This is a genomic window from Victivallis vadensis, from assembly GCF_003096415.1.
Classification (GTDB): Bacteria; Verrucomicrobiota; Lentisphaeria; order Victivallales; family Victivallaceae; genus Victivallis; species Victivallis vadensis.
In genome coordinates this window covers 1-1,223 of the sequence record NZ_QEKH01000086.1, presented here as the reverse complement: position 1 = coordinate 1,223, position 1,223 = coordinate 1, and the positions used below count along the sequence as shown (strand labels likewise).

Sequence of the window (1,223 nt, the reverse complement as noted above, 5' to 3'; positions counted from 1 at the left end):
CTTCGCAGCATGAAAGCCTATCAATGCCGGGGCGAACGGGAGATGATCTATGCGTTGATCACCGATACCGCCGAAAGCAATCTGCACCCGATCTGCTACAATCACTGGCCAATCGCAGCCGGCCGCAAATATGAGGTGATGAAGACGATCTGCCGGATGGCCGCCGATGTATACGGAGGCATGCTCAAATGGCGCGGCCGAGACTGGGGACGGGATGGCTCCTGTTCCGAGTTCATGACCTATGGCGAGAATACGCTGAAACGCGCCGCCGAACTTTCCGGCCCGGTTCCGGATATCGACTGCTATAATATTCTCTATTTCAAGGAGGACGATCCCTGCGCCGACATCTTCGGCAACTTTGAACAGATCGGCTACAAGGTTAAAAACTTTTTCAATGAAAAGGTGCTGGTAAAAGAACATCCGACCGTACTTGACCTGGAAATGGCGTTCCGCATCCGGGAACATTACGAATCCTGTAAACGATATGCGCAGAAAAGCCAAACACTCGACATCGCCAAACTGCGCAAGAATCTTTATTCCACTTCCTACCTGTTTCCGGCACAATACCGCAATGCGTTCAAAGGCTGCGAAGCTGCCTGGTGAAAAGGCATCATGCAAAAGGAATTTACCATGGAAGCACTGAATTTCGATCTGTTCGACCTTGAGGCGCCGGAAGAATCTCTGGCGCTGCCGTCGCTGGAGAGCCTGGGCCGGGAGCCTCGCTTCACTTCGCCCGCCGCGCTGAAACCGATTGCGGACATTCCCCGCTGCAACTATCGGATCAGGCCGGAGGACGTGCTGTATCCGGCTGGGGCCAAACACAAAATCACGGCTAACATTGCCGCGATCCGGCTTTTGAAGGAGCTGGAACACTCCGGCCGCTCCCCATCGGATGACGAGTGCCGGCAGTTGATTCAATACTCCGGCTGGGGCGGGATTCCGCAGGCGTTCGATCCCGACCGGCAGGAGTTCGCACGGGAGTATGAGGAACTCAAAGCGGCACTGACCGTGCAGGAATACGTTTCGGCCCGCGCCTCGACGTTGAACTCCCACTACACGCCGAAGTTCCTGATCGAATTTCTGTGGAAAATCGCGGAAAAGGCGGGAATCGCCGGAGGCGAATTCGGAGAGTTCGGCGCCGGCGTCGGCCACTTTATCGGAATGATGCCGGAACAGATCCGCGGCCGCTTCACGGCGGTGGAAATCGACGACATCTCAGGGCG

2 protein-coding genes are annotated in these 1,223 nt (G+C 56.1%); both read left to right on the top strand.

Going from position 1 to position 1,223, the window contains the following annotated elements; translation table 11 throughout:
• Window positions 1-603, top strand: a 603-nt coding sequence (locus C8D82_RS21480) for a hypothetical protein (RefSeq protein ID WP_165833243.1), incomplete at its 5' end; no start/stop codon positions are given.
• A gap of 27 nt (window positions 604-630) precedes the next feature.
• Window positions 631-1,223, top strand: a 593-nt coding sequence (locus C8D82_RS20490; protein WP_133245333.1) for a hypothetical protein, incomplete at its 3' end; no start/stop codon positions are given.